The organism is Streptomyces sp. Ac-502 (assembly GCF_045222935.1).
Classification (GTDB): domain Bacteria; phylum Actinomycetota; class Actinomycetes; order Streptomycetales; family Streptomycetaceae; genus Streptomyces; species Streptomyces monomycini.
This window is the reverse complement of sequence record NZ_JBHFFO010000001.1, coordinates 4,484,672-4,502,331: the sequence shown is the minus strand read 5'-3', so window position 1 is coordinate 4,502,331 and position 17,660 is coordinate 4,484,672. Positions and strand designations below refer to the sequence as shown.

At 72.1% G+C, this 17,660-nt stretch carries 12 protein-coding genes and 4 pseudogenes; 12 read left to right on the top strand and 4 right to left on the bottom strand.

The window, feature by feature from the left end:
- The first annotated feature begins 28 nt into the window (after positions 1-28).
- Positions 29-1,234: an imidazolonepropionase gene (hutI, locus tag ACEXOX_RS20140; protein ID WP_406522290.1), complete on the top strand. Its 1,206-nt coding sequence runs from the start codon at positions 29-31 to the stop codon at positions 1,232-1,234.
- Positions 1,235-1,420: 186 nt separating this feature from the next.
- Complete coding sequence (locus tag ACEXOX_RS20135; protein WP_406522288.1) at positions 1,421-1,870, top strand: hypothetical protein; 450 nt, start codon at positions 1,421-1,423, stop codon at positions 1,868-1,870.
- A gap of 144 nt (positions 1,871-2,014) precedes the next feature.
- Here the strand turns inward: ACEXOX_RS20135 and ACEXOX_RS20130 are convergent.
- Positions 2,015-3,021 (bottom strand): annotated as a pseudogene (locus tag ACEXOX_RS20130) (RNA polymerase sigma factor SigF).
- A 261-nt stretch (positions 3,022-3,282) separates the two neighbouring features.
- Here ACEXOX_RS20130 and ACEXOX_RS20125 point away from each other — a divergent pair.
- The 5 genes and pseudogenes from ACEXOX_RS20125 (at position 3,283) to ACEXOX_RS20105 (ending at position 9,326) form a co-directional block, all read left to right on the top strand.
- Positions 3,283-3,650, top strand: a pseudogene (locus ACEXOX_RS20125) (STAS domain-containing protein).
- A 181-nt stretch (positions 3,651-3,831) separates the two neighbouring features.
- A pseudogene (locus ACEXOX_RS20120) lies at positions 3,832-4,328 on the top strand (ATP-binding protein).
- Between the two features lie 441 nt (positions 4,329-4,769).
- Entirely contained in the window at positions 4,770-5,546 is a 777-nt protein-coding gene (locus tag ACEXOX_RS20115) for an LPXTG cell wall anchor domain-containing protein (RefSeq protein WP_406522286.1), read from the top strand.
- Between the two features lie 90 nt (positions 5,547-5,636).
- Complete coding sequence (locus ACEXOX_RS20110) at positions 5,637-6,683, top strand: hypothetical protein (protein WP_406522285.1); 1,047 nt, start codon at positions 5,637-5,639, stop codon at positions 6,681-6,683.
- Positions 6,684-7,847: 1,164 nt separating this feature from the next.
- The gene (locus ACEXOX_RS20105; RefSeq protein WP_406522284.1) at positions 7,848-9,326 is read left to right on the top strand and encodes a hypothetical protein; all 1,479 of its coding nucleotides are present in this window, start codon (positions 7,848-7,850) and stop codon (positions 9,324-9,326) included.
- Positions 9,327-9,401: 75 nt separating this feature from the next.
- On the opposite strand, the gene ACEXOX_RS20100 is transcribed toward ACEXOX_RS20105, so the two are convergent.
- Positions 9,402-10,931 (bottom strand): peptide MFS transporter, encoded by a 1,530-nt coding sequence (locus tag ACEXOX_RS20100; RefSeq protein ID WP_406522282.1) that lies wholly within the window; start codon positions 10,929-10,931, stop codon positions 9,402-9,404.
- A gap of 521 nt (positions 10,932-11,452) precedes the next feature.
- On the opposite strand from ACEXOX_RS20100, the gene ACEXOX_RS20095 reads away from it, so the two are divergent.
- Together ACEXOX_RS20095 and ACEXOX_RS20090 are read left to right on the top strand one after the other, a co-directional pair.
- Positions 11,453-12,133 (top strand): response regulator transcription factor, encoded by a 681-nt coding sequence (locus ACEXOX_RS20095; RefSeq protein WP_030021664.1) that lies wholly within the window; start codon positions 11,453-11,455, stop codon positions 12,131-12,133.
- 103 nt (positions 12,134-12,236) lie between these two features.
- Positions 12,237-13,484 carry an ATP-binding protein gene (locus ACEXOX_RS20090; protein ID WP_406522280.1) on the top strand — a complete coding sequence of 416 codons (1,248 nt, stop codon included), beginning with the start codon at positions 12,237-12,239 and terminating at the stop codon, positions 13,482-13,484.
- Positions 13,485-13,531: 47 nt separating this feature from the next.
- On the opposite strand, the gene ACEXOX_RS20085 is transcribed toward ACEXOX_RS20090, so the two are convergent.
- Positions 13,532-14,062, bottom strand: a complete 531-nt coding sequence (locus tag ACEXOX_RS20085; protein WP_406522278.1) for a GtrA family protein — start codon at positions 14,060-14,062, stop codon at positions 13,532-13,534.
- Positions 14,063-14,197: 135 nt separating this feature from the next.
- Positions 14,198-14,635, bottom strand: a complete 438-nt coding sequence (locus ACEXOX_RS20080; RefSeq protein WP_406522276.1) for a protease inhibitor I42 family protein — start codon at positions 14,633-14,635, stop codon at positions 14,198-14,200.
- A gap of 165 nt (positions 14,636-14,800) precedes the next feature.
- Between ACEXOX_RS20080 and ACEXOX_RS20075 the strand changes: the two genes are divergently transcribed.
- The 3 genes and pseudogenes from ACEXOX_RS20075 to ACEXOX_RS20065 all read left to right on the top strand — a co-directional run bounded on the left by ACEXOX_RS20075 (position 14,801) and on the right by ACEXOX_RS20065 (position 17,637).
- The gene (locus ACEXOX_RS20075) at positions 14,801-15,919 is read left to right on the top strand and encodes a 5-(carboxyamino)imidazole ribonucleotide synthase (protein ID WP_406526402.1); all 1,119 of its coding nucleotides are present in this window, start codon (positions 14,801-14,803) and stop codon (positions 15,917-15,919) included.
- Positions 15,920-15,950: 31 nt separating this feature from the next.
- Positions 15,951-16,453: pseudogene (gene purE / locus ACEXOX_RS20070) on the top strand (5-(carboxyamino)imidazole ribonucleotide mutase).
- Positions 16,450-17,637 (top strand): dipeptidase, encoded by a 1,188-nt coding sequence (locus ACEXOX_RS20065; protein WP_406522275.1) that lies wholly within the window; start codon positions 16,450-16,452, stop codon positions 17,635-17,637. The pseudogene purE and the gene ACEXOX_RS20065 overlap by 4 nt, the downstream one beginning before the upstream one ends.
- The last annotated feature ends 23 nt before the right edge of the window (positions 17,638-17,660 follow it).

Below are 17,660 nucleotides of genomic sequence, written 5' to 3'. Positions count from 1 at the left end.
ACCGCGGCCGAAGGAGAGCACCCCCACGATGAACACCGGCACCACGGCCGCGGAGCGCGCCGCCACCGGCCGCACCACCGCCATCACCAACATCGCCACCCTCGTCACCAACGACCCCTCCCTCGGCGAAGGCCCCCTCGGTCTGATCCAGGACGCGGCCGTCGTCTTCGACGGCGACCGCGTCGCCTGGGTCGGTACGACAAGCAAAGCACCCGCCACTGACAGTCACCACGACGCGGGCGGCCGCGCGGCCATTCCGGGTTTCGTCGACTCCCACTCCCACCTGGTCTTCGGCGGCGACCGCACCGCCGAGTTCAACGCCCGGATGTCCGGCCGCGCCTACTCCGCCGGCGGCATCCGCACCACCGTCGCCGCCACCCGCGCCGCCACCGACGAAGAGCTGCACGCCAACGTCGCCAAGTACCTCGCCGAAGCCCTCCGCCAGGGCACCACGACCCTGGAGACCAAGTCCGGCTACGGCCTGACCGTCGAGGACGAGGCCCGCGCCCTGCGCATCGCCGCCGCCCACACCGACGAAGTCACCTTCCTCGGCGCGCACATCGTCTCCCCCGACTACGCCGACGACCCCGCCGGTTACGTCGACCTGGTCACCGGCCCGATGCTGGACGCCTGCGCCCCGCACGCCTGCTGGATCGACGTCTTCTGCGAACAGGGCGCCTTCGACGGCGACCAGGCCCGCGCCATCCTGACCGCGGGCAAGGCCAAGGGCCTGCACCCGCGCGTGCACGCCAACCAGCTCCACCACGGCCCCGGCGTCCAGCTCGCGGTCGAACTCGACGCCGCCTCCGCCGACCACTGCACCCACCTGGACGCCGCCGACATCGACGCCCTCGCCAACAGCGCGACCGTCGCCACCCTGCTGCCCGGCGCCGAGTTCTCCACCCGCGCGCAGTGGCCCGACGCGCGCCCCCTGCTCGACGCGGGCGCCACCGTCGCGCTGTCCACCGACTGCAACCCGGGCTCGTCCTTCACCAGTTCGATGCCGTTCTGCATCGCGCTGGCCGTACGGGACATGAAGATGACGCCCGACGAGGCCGTGTGGGCCGCCACCGCCGGCGGCGCGGCGGCCCTGCGCCGTACCGACGTCGGCCGCCTGGCCCCCGGCGCCCGCGCCGACCTCGCGCTCCTCGACGCGCCCTCGCACGTCCACCTCGCCTACCGCCCGGGCGTCCCCCTCGTCTCCGACGTCTGGCACCGGGGCGTACGCGTCTGACCGGCGGCTTCGAGAGGCGACTTCACGGTTCCCGGTTCCGGACATTGCGTAGATCACGTAAGGTCCGGGACCGACACGAACAACTGTCGCAGTCACCCGCACAGCCGGAGAAAACCCGCCGGAGCCCGCTCCGTAGGAGGTGCTCCGGTGCTCGGCCAGGGTGACGGCGCGGGGGAAAGGAACCTCATGAAGTCGACCCGCCTCAAGGCCCGTCTCGCCGGCACCGCGGCCACCGTCGCCGTCCTCGGCGGCGCCGCCCTGGCCACGGCACCGGCCGCCGCGGCGAAGGCGAACGTGATCTCCATCGACAGGGTGACGCTCGACGGACAGCAGCTCTCGGTGCACCTCGGCTACTCCTGCGACACCGGCTACACCTGGGGGCTGACCGGCAAGGCGGTCAAGACGGACGGACCGGCCGGCCCGGCGTCGTCCGCCACCGGCACCGTCCCGGCCGGCGCGCTCACCTGCGACTACCGGACCCGCGCCCTGAAGCTCGACCTCACGCCGGCCGCCGGCGCGCACTTCGCCGCGGGCGACGACGTGAAGGTCACCGTCGCCTTCACGGAGGAGAACGGCCCGGGCCTGGAAGGCGAGGAGATCATCACCACGCTTCAGGCCCCCGCGCCGACGCGGTAGGCACCAGTACAGCGCGCGCCAGGCACCCGCCACAGCGCCGGCACAGCAGAGGAGGGCCCGTCCCGGACATCCGGGGCAGGCCCTCTTCCACGCGGGCGGATGCCGGCCGTCAGGCCGGCAGCGACCGCGAAGTGTCCGCCGGACTCATTCCTCGACCATCAGCCCCTTGCGGAGCTTGACGAGCGTGCGCGACAGCAGCCGCGACACGTGCATCTGAGAGATGTTCAGCTCCTCGCCGATCTCCGACTGCGTCATGTTGGCGACGAAGCGGAGCGAGAGGATCTTGCGGTCACGCGGGGGCAGCTCGGCGATCAGCGGCTTGAGCGACTCCACGTACTCGATGCCTTCGAGGCCGTGGTCCTCGTAGCCGATGCGGTCGGCCAGCGCGCCCTCGTTGTCGTCCTCCTCCGGCTGGGCGTCCAGCGAGCTGGCCGTGTAGGCGTTGCTCGCGGCCATGCCCTCGACGACCTCGTCGTTGGTGATGCCGAGGCGTTCGGCGAGCTCGCTCACCGTCGGGGAACGGTCCAGCTTCTGCGCCAGCTCGTCGCCGGCCTTGGCCAGGTCCAGACGCAGCTCCTGAAGGCGCCTGGGCACGCGTACGGACCAGCTGGTGTCACGGAAGAAACGCTTGATCTCGCCGACGATGGTCGGCATGGCGAACGTCGGGAACTCCACGCCGCGGCTGAGCTCGAAGCGGTCGATCGCCTTGATCAGGCCGATGGTGCCGACCTGGACGATGTCCTCCATGGGCTCGCTGCGGGAGCGGAACCGGGAGGCCGCGAACTTCACCAGCGCGAGGTTGAGTTCGACCAGGGTGTTGCGGACGTACGCGAATTCGTGCGTGCCTTCTTCCAGCGACTCCAGCCGCTCGAAGAGGGTCTTGGACAGGGCCCGCGCGTCCACCGGCCCCACCTCGGCGTACGGGGGATCTCGGGCAGCCCGTCGAGCTCGGGGATTCCCGTCGTGTCCGGTGCGGACGATTCAGATGTGATCTGCGGGGAATGAGAAGTCTGGGCCTGTTCGGGCAGGGCGGCCTCGGACAGGACGGCCTCGGTGAGAGCGGCCGTTGCGAGGGTGGTCTCTGACAAGGGAGTCGACGACGCGGTCTCCGTGGTGTCTTCGGTGCGCAATTCGTCGAGCCGGGGTGACATGTTGTCCTCCATCGTTCTCGGCATATGGCTGCCGATGCCTCTACGCGAAGCTGCGGTGTGCGGCGCCTCCAAAGCCGGCCGTTTCGAATGTGTCCTTACTACGCCTACCTGGGTTTGCCGGAAGATGGCAAGTGCGTGTTGTCCGGGTTTGCTGGGAATTACGTATTGTTCGGCTACCAGTCGCGTGTATCGAAGGCGTAGTCTTCGGTCAGCGCAGTCGTAAGCAATCGGACGCCGAGACAGCAAGAGGGGTGCACGCGCATGGACCGCGGGACGGTCGGCAGTGCCAGTCGGGGACGGCTCAATGTCGCGATCCGGCATCAAGGTGCCAGCGCGATCGTGACCGTCGCGGGTGAGCTGGACCACCACACCGCGGACCTGTTGCGGGAATCACTCGAGAGGTGCGTCGCGGACGGCTTCGCGCGACTGGTCGTCGACTGCTCGCAGCTGGAGTTCATGGACTCCACCGGCTTGAACGTACTGCTCGGCGCCCGCCTGAAGGCGGAGGCCGGGGAGGCGGGGTACATCTGGCCGGGATGCAGCCGGTGGTGGCGCGGGTCTTTGAGATCACTGGCGCGGACGCGGTGTTCACCGTGCACGACTCCCTCGACAAGGCTCTCGCCGACTGACGGCGGTGGCGCGAACGGTGCACTACGAGGGGTTCCTCCCGTATGCGTTGCCCGCGTCACAACTTCCGTACCCAAGAAGTGGGTGTTCTCACGGTCCCGTCGGGCAGGAGACATCTGAATCTGTTGAATCTGTCAGGTAACCGCTATCCGTGAAATGGCGAATCGGTGAGGTGAAGCGCTGATGAGCACCACCCGGCCGTACCCGCCGGGCGACCTCGGCCCGGAGCCGGGCAACGCCGGCGCTCCCTCCGCCTCCCCGGCCGTGCCGGCCGGCCAGATCCGCAGGCTGCGCCTGGCGGGTGTGCAGGGAGCCGTCGCGCGAGCCCGTGACTTCGCCCGGCAGGGCCTGCACGACTGGGGCTGGCTCCCGGCCGCCGGTGCCGACCAGCGGGCGGCCGCCGAGGACGTCCTGCTCGTGGTCTCCGAGCTGGTCACCAACGCCTGCCTGCACGCCGAGGGGCCCGAGGAACTCCGGCTGCGCAGCAACGCCAAGGTGCTGCGCATCGAAGTGACCGACCTCGGCGCGGGCTCGCCCGCGCCCCGCACCCCCACCGGGCGGGGCGGCCCGGCGGGCACGGCATGTTCATCGTGCAGCGCCTGTGTCTGGACTGGGGAGTCGTACGCAACCCGGACGGCACGGGCAAGACCGTGTGGGCGGAGCTGGCAGCTCCCTCCTAGGGCCCCTGGGCGGGGCCCTCCTTCGCGCCCTGGGGCCTTCGTGTCCTGGGGCAGCGCGGGGCGCGGTGTACGGCGGTGTGCGCCGCGACCGGGCCGCGTGGCCGGTACGGCGTGACCGGGGTGGCGCGGCTCCGCGGCCGCGCGGGCTGTGACGCGTGCGCATTCCGTCCCCCTGCGCATCCGGTGCCCCCTGCGCATCCGGTGCCCCCTGCGCATCCGGTGCCCCCTGCGCATCCGGTGCCCCCTGCGCCCCCTGTATCCCTTACGCCCCTCCCGCCCCCGCTCGGCGGGCTCCCCGCCTTCTCCTGGCGTCCCGCGCCGTACGGATCCGGCCTGTTCTGTGACTTCCCTCGACAAGGTCCCCGGCGTACCTTGAGCCACCGATCTGATGTGCCGTCAGTAACATCGGGCGGCGCTCAACCGCGAGAAGGGGAACTCAAGGTGGCCCGCTTCTACGAACAGCACGCCGCGCGCCCCCGCCGCCGCGCGGCCGGCCTGGCCGCGGCCGTGGCGCTGACGGCGGGGTCCGCGGTCCTGCTCACCGCGCCGGCCGCGCAGGCCGACGTGGTGGACGTCAACTACCAGTGCAAGACGCCGATCGGGAACAAGGGCGCGGTCTCGCCCATCGACATCAGGAGTACGCGGAGCGGCAGCGCGTACAAGCTCGTGATGTCCTTCCAGAAGGGCGTCTCCTCCAGCCCCGTCGAACTGGGCGCGGGCGCCATGAAGCCGAGCGCGCTCATCGGGCTGGGCGGCGCGGAGAGCGGCACCGTACCCGTGTCCGGGCCGCCCAACGACAAGGCGATCCCCGCCAACACGCCCATCAAGATCAGTGACCTGAGCGGGACGTACACGCCCCAGAAGAGCGGCAAGGTCACCTTCACCGCGTCCACGCTCACCATCAAGGCCCTCGGGACGACCACCACCTGCACCCCCGTCAACCACCCGAAGCCGTCGCTCACCCTGGACGTCAAGAGCGCGGGCGGAACGGGGAGTTCCGGCGGAACGGGTGGTTCCGGCAGTACGGGTGGCAGCGGCACCGGCGGGTCCACGGGCGGCTCCGGGAGCAGCACCGGAGGATCGACGGGCACCTCCGGCGGCGGAGAACTGCCGCAGACCGGCCCGGCCGACTCCGCCGTCGCCCTCGGCACGCTCGGTGGCACGGTGCTCCTCGCCGGCGCGGCGGGCGTCCTCTGGCTGACCCGGCGCAACCAGTAGCGCGTCTGAGTCCCGTACCGCGTTTCCAGGGCCCGCCCCCACCCCGCACGCGTACGAGCGCAGCGCTTGCACCAGCCCCAGGAGCCGCCGATGCCGTCCCGTACCCGCTCGGTGGCCCCGGGCGCAGCTCTCGCGACCGCCGTCGCGCTGCTGAGCCCGGCCGGGGCGTACGCCGCGCCCGGACCCGCACCTGCGCCCGGCCCGTCCGCGTCCGGTCCGTCCGCCCCGCGCTCGTCCGCCTCCGGCCCGTCCGCCTCCGATCCGTCCGCTTCCGTCCCGGGCGGCGGGCCCTGGACCGCCGCGCCCGCCCCCGGAGGCGAGGCGCGGCCGAGCGCCCAGGACCGCCCGTACTTCTACCTGGAAGGCGTGCCCGGCGCGGTCCTCGACGACCGGCTGTCGCTCACCAACCCCGGCGGCAGCGCGGTGACGCTCCGGCTGCGCGGCGGACCGGCCGGGGCCGGCGGCTGGATCGCCACGGCGGGCAAGGAGGTACGGGTGCCACCGCGCACCCGGGCGGCCGTGCCCTTCACCGTGACCGTCCCCAGGGACGCGACCCCGGGTGACCACCCGGCCGCACTCGTCGCCGAAGGGGACGGCAGGACGGCCACGGTCCCGGTGCACCTGCGGGTGACCGGGCCCGTACTGGCCGCGCTGAGCGTCGAGGACGTGACGGTGGAGCGCCGGGGAAGCGCGGCCGTCATCCGGTATGCGCTGGTCAACCGCGGCAACACCACGCTCACGCCACGGCTCGCGGTCGACGCCGACGGGCTCTTCGGGCCGGCCCTGCGCCGCGCGGCGCGCACCCTCCCCGTCACGCTGCCGCCGGGCCGCCGGGTCCCGCTGACCGAGCCGTGGCCCGATCCGCCCGCGCTGGACTCGGTGAACGTACGACTGACGGCCACGGCGCCGGGTGGCGCGCGCGGGACGGCGGCGGCCTCCTACACGGCGGTCCCGTGGAGTGCTGCCGCGCTGCCGCCCGCGGGGCTGCTGGCGGGCGCGGCCCTGTGGCGCGTACGGCGCCGGAGGCGGGCGGCGGGGCTTCGGCAGGGCTCTCCGGCGGCGGAAGCGCCACAGGGGCCGCCACAGGAGTCGTATGCGGCCTCTGGGACGGGCGCCCGGGCGGGGGCGGACGCATGACCGGCCGCATGACCGGCCGGACGAGGGGCCGGACGGGCGGCCGGATGATCGGCTGGATGGGCGGCCGGACGAACCCCTTCCTCGCCCTTCTCTGCCTCGCCCTGCTGCCCGTACCGGCCATGGCCTCAGCCGCCCCCCAGCCCGCCCCAGCAGCCCATACCGCCCCCACCCCCCGCATCCACCTCTCCGCCCAGCAAGCGGGCAAGGGCGGCACCCTCACCGTGACCGGCGGCGGCTGGCGCCCCGGGACGCTGCTCACCCTGCTCATCTGCGGACAGAACATGATCGGCGGCACCAACGCGTGCGCCAACGGCGACGGCCGGGCCGTGACCACCGGCCCGGACGGTTCCTTCCGCAAGGACCTGCCGGTCGCCGAGCCGCCGAAGCCCTGCCCGTGCGTCGTGCACGCCGCCACCGTGACCGGCGCGTCCGCCACCGCCGACGCCCCGTTCACGGTGGCCGGGCACCCCGTCGCGCCGCTGCCGCGGCAGGACCCGGGCGGGCGGCTGAGCATCCTGGCGCCGCCGCGGCTGGAAGGTTCCAGCGGCCTGCTGACCTGGTTCGGCGCACCCGCGCAACGACGGCTCGTGGTCACCGTGGGCAACGTCGGCTCCACCCCGGCCGTGGACCCGGTCTTCGAGGTCGGCACCTCGCACGGCGTCTTCGCCCCGCAGTGGGAGGAGCGGCAGTGGCAGGGGACCGTGCCCGCCGGGCGGAAGCAGCGCATCGAACTGCCGGTGGAACTGCCCGCCGGGGCGCACGGCGACTACCTCGTGTCGCTGAAGTACGGCGGCAAGGTGCTCGCCGAGCAGCCGTGGGGCGTCGGGCGGCCCTGGGGCGTGACGCTGTTCTGGATCCTGCTGTGCGTCGTCGTGCCGGCCGCCGCCTTCCGTATCGGCATGGCGGTCGTCGACCGGGTCCGCCCGCGCCCGGGAGCGGCCCGTACGAAGGGCCGGCCGTGGGGAGGGCCGTACCGCGGGCTCCCCGGCGTCCGGCGGCCGCGGGACGCCACCGCGGCGCCCGCGCCCCCGCGCCCCGCACGGCGGAGCCCGCCCCCGCGGACGGCGATGCCGCCGCCCCCTTGCCGTGGTTCACCCCGGACACCGCACCGTCCGCCACCACAGCACCACCCACCGACCCTCCGACATCGAGAGGTTCCACGTGATGCACCACGTGACGAGGCAACGCAGGAGAGCGAGCGCGGGCGGCTTCGCCCTGATGCTCGCCGGTGCGGGCATACTGACGGCCGCCGGACCGGCCGACGCCGCGGAGACGGCGTACCGGACCGAGTGCGTACCGCCGCCGATCTCGGGACTGCCCGCGATCCAGGGCACCACCAAGGTGGAGATCACCGCGCCCGCGACGGCGAAGGTCGGCGACGAGGTCGAGGTGGTGTGGCGGACGGTCGAGGCCGCGTCCAAGAACCCCGACATCCTCGACCTGGACAAGGACACCGTGCAGCCCAGCGGCAAGATCAAGGTGGGCGGCGCGCAGAGCGGCGAGCTGAGCGTCCAGGGGCCGCGGCAGAACCCGCCGATCCCCAAGAACAGCCCGATGAAGCTCTCCGACATGAAGGGCACCCTGAAGCTGGAGAAGCCCGGCGAGATCACCCTGGCGCCCGGCTTCTACAACATCAACGTCAACAAGCCGATCTCCACCGACACGAAATGCACCCCGAAGGAGGACGTGCGGCCCGCCGCCACGATCAAGGTGACGGACGGCGGCGGCACGGGAGGCACCACCGGCGGCGGCACGGGAGGCGGTGACACCGGCGGCAGCGGTACGGGCGGCAGCACCGGCGGCTCCACGGCGAGCGGCGGCACGAGCGCGGGCAGCACCGGCGGCGCCGCGGGCGGTTCGGACACCGGCGGCTCGACCGGCGGCGGTACGGGCGGCTCGGGAGGTACGGGAGGCACGGCCGGCTCCTCCGGCGGCGGAGGCGCCCCCGACGGCACCTCCTACGAGGGCAAGCAGGTCCAGGTCCCGTACGCCTGCAAGACCCCGATCGGCGACAAGAAGGCCACCTCCCCGGTGCAGATCAACGCCACCAAGAAGGGCGGTGCCTACGACCTGACGGTGAAGTTCGCGAAGTCGGTGATGGACAGCCCGGCGGACATCCCGGCCGGCGCGGTCAAGCCGTCCATGCGGGTACGGGTCGGCGGCGCCGACAAGGGCGCGGTCACGACCGAGGGCCCGGCGAACAAGGAGCCCATCAAGTCCGGACAGCCGATCGCGGTCCCCGACCTGAAGGGCACCTACACCCCCGGCGTCACCGGGAAGACGACCCTGACGCCCGGTGTGCTGACCGTCAACGCCCTGGGGACGACCACGACCTGCACCCCCGAGAAGGACCCGGGCGTCTCCCTGGCTCTGGACACGACGGCCCAGCAGGGCGGTACCGGCGGCGGCTCGTCCGCGTCCGGCGGCACGACCGGCGGTACGGGCGGCGGCACCGGCGGAGGCACGGCGGGCGGCGGCTCGATGGGCCCCGCGAGCACGGGCGGCACGTCGGGCGGCCTGGCGGAGACCGGCGCGAGCGACCACGGTGGCCTGCGCGCCCTCGCCCTGGTCGCGGGCACGGTTGTCCTGCTGGGCGGCGCGGTCTTCACCTTCGCGCCCGGCCGGGCGCTGCGGCGCCGCTGACGGCGGAACGCAGGAGGGGCCCGGTGCCCCTTGGCACCGAGCCCCTCCGCGTATCGGGGACGCGCTACGACAGCGTCAGTGGACGTCACCCATGGACGCCTCGATCTTCTTGCGGGACATCCAGATCGCCACAGCGGCCAGGACGGCCAGGGCCGCTTCGGACGCCACCACCCCCACACCGCTGAGGTCGGCACCGGCCAGGGAGATCAGGCTGACCACACAGTCACCGGTGGTGACGGCGAGGAACCACACGCCCATCATCTGGCTGGCGTACTTCTGCGGGGCCATCTTGGTGGTCACCGACAGGCCGACCGGGGAGAGGCACAGCTCACCCATGGTCTGGATCATGTAGACGGTGATCAGCCACATCGGGCTGACCTTGTCGCCGCCGGAGGACATCTGCATCGGCACGATGAACACGAAGTACGAGGCGCCGACGAGCAGCATCGACATCGCGAACTTCACGACCGTGCTGGGCTCCTTCGAGCGCCGGGCCAGCGCCGTCCACGCCGCGGCGAACAGCGGCGCGAGCGCCAGGACCCAGGCCGAGTTCACCGACTGGAACCAGGTCGACGGGAAGTGCAGGCCGAAGACCGTGTCCGAGGTGTTCTTGTCGGCGAAGACGTTCAGCGTCGAACCGGCCTGGTCGAAGATCATGAAGAAGATCGCGGCGGCGACGAAGAACCAGATGTAGCCGCTGACCTTGGTCTGCTCGGTCTGCGTCAGTTCCTTGTCGCGCTTGATGCGCACCAGGACCGAGATCGGGATGATCATGCCGAGCAGGCTGATCGGGATCAGCGCCCAGTTCAGCGTGAAGGTCCCGGTGGCCACGACGATGCCGTAGAAGACGGCCGCGACGACGGTCCAGATCAGGCCCTTGCGCAGCCAGCCCGTGCGCTCTTCACGGGTGAGCGGGGTCGGGACCTCGCCGCTGCGCGGGTTCAGGTTGCGGGTGCCGAACAGGAAGCCGACCAGACCCAGCGCCATACCGAGACCGGCGGTAGCGAAGCCCACGTGCCAGTTGATGCTCTGACCGATGGTGCCGACCACCAGCGGGGCGGAGACGCCACCGAGGTTGATGCCGATGTAGAAGATCGTGAAGCCGGAGTCGCGGCGCGGGTCCTGCGGGCCGTCGTAGAGCTGGCCGACCATCGTGGAGATGTTGGCCTTGAGCAGACCCGAGCCGAGCGCCACCAGGGCCAGACCGGCGAAGAAGGTGCCCTGGCCGGGCAGGGCCAGCGTCAGGTGACCGACGATCACCACGCCCGCGCCGATGATCACGGTCTTGCGCGGGCCCCAGACCCGGTCGCCGAACCAGCCGCCGGGCATGGCGAGCAGGTAGACCATCGCCATGTAGACCGCGTAGATCGCCGAGGCGGTCGCGGCGGTCATGGCCAGGCCGCCGCCCTGCTCGCCCACCTTGGCGTCGGCGCCGCCCGAGATGAGGTAGAGGACGAGGAGTGCCCTCATGCCGTAGAAGCTGAACCGCTCCCACATCTCGGTCATGAAGAGGGTGGCCAGTCCGCGGGGGTGGCCGAAGAAGGTTTTGCCGTCGCTGGCAGGGTTCCCCTGCGCGCCGGCGTCCTTCGTCAGGCTGGACGCCATGGTGCTTCCTAGGTGTGCTCGGGACGCGTGAGGAGACCGCAGCGCGCCCGGGTCGGCTGACCGGCACCGGCGTCACGTTGCCCGCCCCCACGTCCTCGGGGGCCGACGCCACTGGAAGAGGAATCGGCGGGACACTCGCGACACCGGGATCCACGCCCCCGTGCTGTGTGCGCGGTGGACCCGGTCGACAGGTCATTCACTGTGTATCAAGACTGGTGGTACCAGCCCCGCACACAACAGGGACCGATGACGGCTCGTGAGCGTCACGGGTCCCGAGGCTGTGCTACGGACGTTGGGACACCATACGTCCAGCAGCCGCACCGGTGGGACCACTGAGACAACGGTCACATGATCAACCGGGAACCGTACGGAGGCCGGCGGCCGCGGAGCGCGCCCCGCCCCTTGATCACCCGCCGGCCGCGCGCACGCCGCCGGCGCGCCGTCCGCGGGACGTTTTCCGGCCACCTCCGGGCGCACCGGGTCCCGCCCGGGGAGGTAAGACCTGGGACTACCATCGGCCCATGACCCGTGTACTGCTCGCCGAGGATGACGCGTCCATCTCGGAGCCGCTCGCCCGCGCCCTGCGCCGCGAGGGTTACGAAGTCGAGGTGCGCGAGGACGGCCCCACGGCGCTCGACGCCGGTCTGCAGGGCAGCATCGACCTGGTCGTCCTCGACCTGGGCCTGCCCGGTATGGACGGCCTGGAGGTGGCCCGCCGGCTGCGCAACGAAGGCCACTCCTTCCCCATCCTCGTGCTCACCGCCCGCGCCGACGAGGTCGACACCGTCGTCGGCCTGGACGCCGGAGCCGACGACTACGTCACCAAGCCCTTCCGGCTCGCCGAACTGCTCGCCCGCGTCCGCGCCCTGCTGCGCCGCGGCTCGTCCGTCGAGCCGCAGCAGCCGCCCGCGACGCACGGCGTACGGATCGACGTCGAGTCGCACCGCGCCTGGATGGGGGACGACGAACTCCAGCTCACCGCGAAGGAGTTCGACCTGCTGCGGGTGCTGGTGCGGGACGCGGGACGGGTCGTCACCCGTGACCAGCTGATGCGCGAGGTCTGGGACACCACCTGGTGGTCGTCCACGAAGACGCTGGACATGCACATCTCCTGGCTCCGCAAGAAGCTCGGCGACGACGCGGCCAACCCGCGGTACATCGCCACCGTGCGCGGCGTCGGCTTCCGCTTCGAGAAGAGCTGAGAGCCTGTGTCCGGGCGCCCGGCCGGGGCCCGGACACAGGCTCTTTGCCCGCCGCCGGGCGGGAAGAAGTAGAAGAACGAACGCATCCCGCCCGGAGGACACCGTGCGCCGCCGTCTGATCAATTCCACTCTCGCCGTGGTGCTCGTGGTGATCGCCGTCTTCGGCGTCTCGCTGGTCATCGTGGAGACCCGCACCATCCAGTCGGGGGCGCAGGACAGCGTCGCCGCCGAGGCCGTACGGCTCGTCGGCATCGTGGAGAGCCGGCTGGGCAGCGGCGAGAAGCTGACGCCCGAGATCCTCTCGGAGCAGATCACCGCCAAGCGGTACGCCGAGATCGAGGTGCCGGGCCGGTCCCGTATCGAGATCGGCTCCCGGCCGTCCGGTGACGTCATCGCCTCGACCCAGCACGGCGACCGCGGTGAGACCGTCACCGTCGAGGAACCGCGCTCCGCGGTCAGCGCCGAGATCGGCCGGACGCTGCTGGTCATCCTGGCCGTCGCGATCCTGGCGATCCTGGCCGCGGTGGTGCTCGCCGTGCAGCAGGCCCGCCGGCTGACCGCGCCGCTGACCGACCTCGCGGAGACCGCCGAACGCCTCGGCTCCGGTGATCCGCGGCCGCGCCACCGCCGGTACGGGGTCCAGGAGCTGGACCGGGTCGCGGACGTGCTGGACGCCAGCGCCGAGCGCATCGCGCGGATGCTCACCGCCGAACGCCGGCTCGCCGCCGACGCCTCCCACCAGCTGCGGACTCCGCTGACCGCGCTGTCCATGCGGCTGGAGGAGATCACCCTCACCGACGACCCGGACACGGTGAAGGAGGAGGCCACCATCGCGCTGGGCCAGGTCGAGCGGCTCACCGACGTCGTCCAGCGGCTGCTGACCAACTCCCGCGACCCGCGCTCCGGCTCCGCCGTCGCCTTCGACCTCGACGAGGTCGTCAAGCAGCAGGTCGAGGAGTGGCGCCCGGCCTACCGCAGCGCGGGCCGGGCCATCGTCCGCTCCGGCAAGAAGGGGCTGCGGGCGGTCGGCACCCCAGGGGCGGTGGCCCAGGTCCTCGCCACCCTGATCGAGAACTCGCTGATGCACGGGGACGGGACGGTGGCGCTGCGCACCCGGGTCACCGGCAACCAGGCGGTCGTCGAGGTCACGGACGCCGGCCGGGGCGTACCGCCGGACCTCGGCTCGCGGGTCTTCGAGCGGACGGTCAGTGGCCGGAATTCGACGGGGCTGGGGCTTGCCGTGGCCCGTGATCTCGCGGAGGCGGACGGCGGACGGCTGGAACTCCTCCAGCAGTATCCGCCGGTCTTCGCGCTCTTTCTCGCGCGTGAGGCGGAGCCGTCGCCGGAGTGAGCCGGGGGCCCCCGGGGGGCGCAGGGCGCAGCCCCCGGCCGCGCGCTCTAGTCGCTCGGCCGCTCGGCCGCCGCCGCGCTCGCCGCCCGCTGCGGCTGCGCGCCCTCGGTCAGGAAGGACTCCGCGGTCTCCACGGCCTCGCGCGCGGGCAGTGCGCGGAACACCCAGGTGCGGTAGGACCAGAAGCGGAAGAGCGTGGCCAGGCCGATGCCGAGGAACTTGAAGACGTTGCTCTGCAGCGAGGTGTCCCAGCCGAACCCGTACGTCGCGACGTACAGGACGCCGTTCTCGATGACCAGGCCGACGACGCTGAACAGCAGGAAGAGCGTCAGCTCCTTGGTCCGCCCGTTCTTGTCGCGGTCCCGGTAGGTGAAGTAGCGGTAGCCGAGGTAGTTCGTGCCGGTGGCCACGACGGTCGCCACCACGCTGGCCCGGACGACGGGCAGCTCGGTCAGGTGCCGTACCAGGTTGAAGACGACGAAGTTGACGAGGACCCCCGCACCCCCGACGGCGCCGAACTTCATGAGTTCGCGGGCCAGCGTGTCCAGTCGGGCCCGCAGTGCGCTCCGTTCACTCATCGTGATCGTTCAGCTCCTGTGGTGGGCGGTCGTGGGCGTTCCTGCACGGTCGCCCCCGTGCAACCGCACGCTCATGCTAACCAGGGGACCTGTGTGCTGCCTGCCACCCGGGACGGCAGGGGCGTACGAGACATGTCAGTCCACGGTCACGCGGAACCGCCGAGTCCGGCTGTTCTCGTCCTGCTCGTCGGCCTGCGGGGTGCCGCAGCGGAAGCAGTATCTGAGAGTCACCTCGGTACGTCCGGCGCCCCGCGCCATGAAATCGACGTAGCGCAGGCCGCCCGATCCCGGGCGGACCGGCTCGTCGGCGTCGTAGTGCCCGCCGGTCCTCCGCAGTACGGCCGGGTCCGGCTCCGGCGTGGCGAGGACCCACCGGAAGCCGGTCGCAGGGTTGTCCTTGAGGCGGATCGAGAAGTGGGTGCCGGGGGAGACCGTGATCTGCCGGTCGTCCTCGTCGAAGACGACGGGACGGGTCAGCTGGGTGATCACCGCGTAGACCGCGGCGGCCAGGGCCGCCAACGCGACGACGATCCCCACGGTCCTGGTGCGCCCGGGCGTCCGGCCCTCGCTCATGCGTTCCTTCCCCTCGGCGCGGGCGGCGAGCCTACCGCCCGCGCCGATCCCCGGGGGCCGCGACGGTGAGAGTGGCGCACTTGCGTTCGTACGTTCCTCCAAGGCGGTGACCGGGGTCCGTGGGCGGGCGGATACCCTGGGGGCGTGACGTTCCCGGTAGTCGGCATGGTCGGTGGCGGTCAGCTCGCCCGTATGACCCACGAGGCGGGCATCCCCCTCGGCATCAAGTTCAAGCTCCTCAGCGACACCCCGCAGGACTCGGCGGCCCAGGTGGTCAGCGAGGTCGTCATCGGCGACCACCGCGACCTGGACACGCTGCGCGCCTTCGCCCGTGGCTGTGATGTGATCACCTTCGATCACGAGCATGTCCCCACCGAGCACTTGAGGGCACTGGAGGCCGACGGCATCCCCGTCCGGCCCGGCCCCGACGCGCTCGTGCACGCCCAGGACAAGGGGGTGATGCGAGCGAAGCTCGACGCGATCGGGGCGCCCTGCCCCCGGCACCGCGTCGTCGCCGACCCGGCGGACGTGGAGCGCTTCGCGGAGGAGATCGGGGGCTTCCCCGTTGTCCTCAAGACGGTCCGCGGCGGCTACGACGGCAAGGGCGTCTGGGTCGTACGATCCTCCAAGGGAGCCGCCGAGCCGTTCCGCGCCGGAGTGCCGGTTCTGGCCGAGGAGAAGGTCCCCTTCGTCCGGGAACTGGCCGCCAACGTCGTCCGTTCACCGCACGGCCAGGCCGTCGCGTACCCGGTCGTGGAGTCCGTCCAGGTCGACGGCGTCTGCGACACGGTGATCGCGCCCGCCCCCGGCCTCTCCGACGCGCTGTCCGGCCAGGCCCAGGAACTGGCGCTGCGCATCGCGCACGAACTCGGCGTGGTCGGCCACCTCGCGGTCGAGCTGTTCGAGACCGCCGACGGCCGCATCCTCGTCAACGAGCTGGCCATGCGCCCGCACAACTCCGGCCACTGGACCCAGGACGGCGCGATCACCTCGCAGTTCGCCAACCACCTGCGGGCCGTCCTCGACCTGCCGCTCGGCGACCCCCGCCCGCGCGCGAAGTGGACCGTGATGGCCAACGTCCTCGGCGGCGACTATCCGGACATGTATTCCGCGTACCTCCATTGCATGGCACGGGACCCGCAGCTGAAGATCCATATGTACGGAAAGGACGTGAAGCCCGGCCGCAAGGTCGGACACGTCAACACCTACGGCGACGACCTGGCCGACGTGCGAGAGCGCGCCGCGCACGCCGCCGGCTATCTGCGAGGAACCATCACCGAATGAGTGCGAGCACTTCCCCGTCATCGGCATCGTCATGGGCTCCGACTCCGACTGGCCCGTCATGGAGGCCGCCGCCAAGGCCCTGGACGAGTTCGAGATCCCCTACGAGGTCGACGTCGTCTCCGCGCACCGCATGCCGCACGAGATGATCGCGTACGGCGAGGAGGCCGCCGGCCGCGGCCTGAAGGCGATCGTCGCGGGCGCCGGGGAGCGGCCCACCTGCCGGGGATGCTCGCCTCGGTCACCCCGCTGCCGGTCATCGGCGTGCCCGTACCGCTGAAGTACCTGGACGGCATGGACTCGCTGCTGTCCATCGTGCAGATGCCGGCCGGGGTGCCCGTCGCCACCGTCTCGGTCGGCGGCGCCCGCAACGCCGGGCTGCTCGCCGCCCGGATGCTCGCCGCCCACGACCCGGACCTCCAGGCCCGGATGCGCGAGTTCCAGCAGCACCTGAACGAGCAGGCCACCGAGAAGGGCAAGCGGCTGCGCAACAAGGTCGCCACCCCGGCCGGCTTCGGCTTCGGGAACGGCAAGTGAGCGCGTCCCTGGAGGCGGCCCGCGCGCTGCTCGCCGAACACCCCGTCGTCGACGGCCACAACGACCTGCCCTGGGCCCTGCGCGAGCAGGTCCGCTACGACCTCGACCGGCGCGACATCGCCGGCGACCAGACCGGTCACCTGCACACCGACATCCCCCGGCTGCGGGCCGGCGGCGTCGGCGCGCAGTTCTGGTCGGTGTACGTACGGACCGACTACACCGGCGACCAGGCGGTCAGCGCCACCCTCGAACAGATCGACGTGGTGCGCCTGCTGGCCGCCCGCTACCCCGGCGACCTGCGCCTGGCGTACACCGCCGACGACATGGAAGCGGCCCGCGCCGAGGGCCGCATCGCGTCCCTGATGGGCGCCGAGGGCGGCCACTCCATCAACAACTCGCTGGCCACCCTGCGCGCGCTGTACGAACTGGGCGTGCGCTACCTGACGCTCACCCACAACGACAACATCGCCTGGGCGGACTCGGCCACCGACGAGCCGCGCGCGCACGGACTCACCGCCTTCGGCCGCGAGGTCGTCCGCGAGATGAACCGTCTCGGCATGCTGGTCGACCTCTCGCACGTCTCCGCCGACACCATGCGCGACGCGCTGGACACCAGCGTCGCGCCGGTCGTCTTCTCGCACTCCTCAGCGCGCGCGGTCTGCGACCACCCGCGCAACGTCCCGGACGACGTGCTGGAGCGGCTGCCCGCCAACGGCGGGATCGCGATGGCCACCTTCGTGCCGAAGTTCATCCTCCCCGAGGCCGTCGACTGGACGCTGCGGGCGGACGAGAACATGCGCGCGCACGGCTTCCACCATCTGGACACCACCGCCGAGGGCATGGCCGTGCACCGCGCCTTCGAGGCCGGCCACCCGCGCCCGCTCGCCACCGCCGCCACCGTCGCCGACCACCTCGACCACATGCGCGAGGTCGCCGGCGTCGACCACATCGGCATCGGCGGCGACTTCGACGGCACCGCCTTCACCCCCGCCGACCTCGCCGACGTGTCCGGCTACCCGAACCTGGTCGCCGAACTCCTGGACCGGAAGTGGTCCACGGCCGACCTGGCCAAGCTGACCTGGCAGAACGCCGTCCGCACGCTGCGCGGCGCGGAGGACGTCGCGCGTGCGGTGCAGGCCGAGCGCGGACCGTCCGTCGCGACGATCGACCAGCTCGACGGCTGAGCGGCGCGACAACGCCACAAGGG

Coding starts and splice junctions, on each gene's coding strand:
- ACEXOX_RS20100 (WP_406522282.1), bottom strand. CDS start 10,931: ATGGCGTCCAGCCTGACGAAGGACGCCGGCGCGCAGGGGAACCCTGCC.
- hutI (WP_406522290.1), top strand. CDS start 29: ATGAACACCGGCACCACGGCCGCGGAGCGCGCCGCCACCGGCCGCACC.
- ACEXOX_RS20080 (WP_406522276.1), bottom strand. CDS start 14,635: ATGAGCGAGGGCCGGACGCCCGGGCGCACCAGGACCGTGGGGATCGTC.
- ACEXOX_RS20135 (WP_406522288.1), top strand. CDS start 1,421: ATGAAGTCGACCCGCCTCAAGGCCCGTCTCGCCGGCACCGCGGCCACC.
- ACEXOX_RS20110 (WP_406522285.1), top strand. CDS start 5,637: ATGCCGTCCCGTACCCGCTCGGTGGCCCCGGGCGCAGCTCTCGCGACC.
- ACEXOX_RS20075 (WP_406526402.1), top strand. CDS start 14,801: ATGGTCGGTGGCGGTCAGCTCGCCCGTATGACCCACGAGGCGGGCATC.
- ACEXOX_RS20105 (WP_406522284.1), top strand. CDS start 7,848: ATGCACCACGTGACGAGGCAACGCAGGAGAGCGAGCGCGGGCGGCTTC.
- ACEXOX_RS20085 (WP_406522278.1), bottom strand. CDS start 14,062: ATGAGTGAACGGAGCGCACTGCGGGCCCGACTGGACACGCTGGCCCGC.
- ACEXOX_RS20095 (WP_030021664.1), top strand. CDS start 11,453: ATGACCCGTGTACTGCTCGCCGAGGATGACGCGTCCATCTCGGAGCCG.